Annotated in this window: 1 protein-coding gene; it reads right to left on the minus strand. The window is 19.4% G+C overall.

What is annotated here, in order from left to right:
* A partial coding sequence (locus T403_RS04560; RefSeq protein ID WP_033161518.1) for a hypothetical protein occupies positions 1 to 1,512 on the minus strand: 1,512 nt, incomplete at both ends.

The following is a 1,512-nucleotide window of genomic DNA, read 5'->3' on the forward strand; positions in this document are numbered from 1 at the left end:
TTTTCAACATTGTTATAATAATCAAGTACAATAATTTCAGGATTTGTACCGGTTTTAGGATTTACAAATTTGTTATATTTAAAATTAGGTATTTTTTCATTATTATCATTTAAAATAAATTTATCATCACTATCTTTTAAATATTCATTTATTATTTCTTTTTGTTCTGGAAATTTATTTGGATCTCAAGCATAAAATTTAATTTCTATAAATTCATCCAGTTGCGAATTTATTACAATTGTTTTAGTATAAGTTGTTGTAAATTTTTTATTTTCACTATCAAATTCTTTTACTTCTATTTTATAAGTGTTTAATTTATCTCAATTTTTTTTAGCATTTTCAAATGCAGTTTTATTATTTGTATTACGGTTTGATAAATAATTTTCTTGTGCTTGCAAATATTTATTTCAAATAGATTGATTTTTTTTATCAATTTTGTTATCTTTTAATTCAAGTCTAAAAACATTATCAAAAGCTGGGACTGGTTCATCATTAATAAATAAAACTTCATTTTTAGTTGTTGAACTTACAAACTCAACTATTGGAAAAGTATTGAAATATGAAATATTATTTTTTTCTTCTGGTGTTTCAAATTCTTCAATTTTATATTTATTTCTATCACTTTTATCTATGTAAACGCCTGAAGTAAATTTAAGTCTTTTTTTTGCTTCTGTTGTTAGTTGATTTTTATATTTCGTGTTATCCCCTTGATATTTTATTGAACCTAAAATTTTTGGAACAGTTTGATTTTTGTAATAATAAGAATATTCAATATCATATTGCTTTTCTTTATTATTTTCTGTTATTTTAAAATTTAAATTAATTAATTTACTTAATTCATGTTTTTGATATTCATTTTTTAAGTAATTTATAATTATATTATTTTTTGTGTTTATTAAAGATTTGATATTGCTATTATTTAAATTTTCAGAACTAAATAAATCGGTTTCAAAAGGATTTTTTATGTCAATAGTTTTAAAACTATCTAAATCAATAAATTCTGAATTTAATTTATCTTTTATTTTATTATGAAAATTTTCAATCGCATTTGAAATATGTTTAAATTCATATTTAAAATCAAAGGAAATATTAATTTTAAATTTATCAATTTTAGATAAAAAATAATGTTCTTGCTTATTAACCATATGAAAATTCACATTAATTTTTAAATTTTCAATATTAAATTTTGTAATAATTGATTGTTCTTCTTTGATTGCTTTTGCTATTTTATTATATTGTGCTTTTATTTTATTTCTTAAATCTGCTTTTATATTTTTTAAAATAGAAGGTGTGTTTACAAAATATTGATTATTAAATGTATTAACTGGTTCGTCATAAGGAAAATATGGTACTGAAACTTCTCCTGGAACAAATCAATTTTCAGAATTTGTAAATTTTACATCTAATTCATCAATTCAATAATCTAAATCACTTTCATTATTTATTTTTCAAACTTTATCAAAAATATTTTTTGCAAATTCACCAGTATCAAATGTGTGTGTGTTATATCAA

The organism is Mycoplasma collis ATCC 35278, assembly GCF_000701825.1.
GTDB lineage: Bacteria > Bacillota_I > Bacilli_A > Mycoplasmatales > Metamycoplasmataceae > Mesomycoplasma_A > Mesomycoplasma_A collis.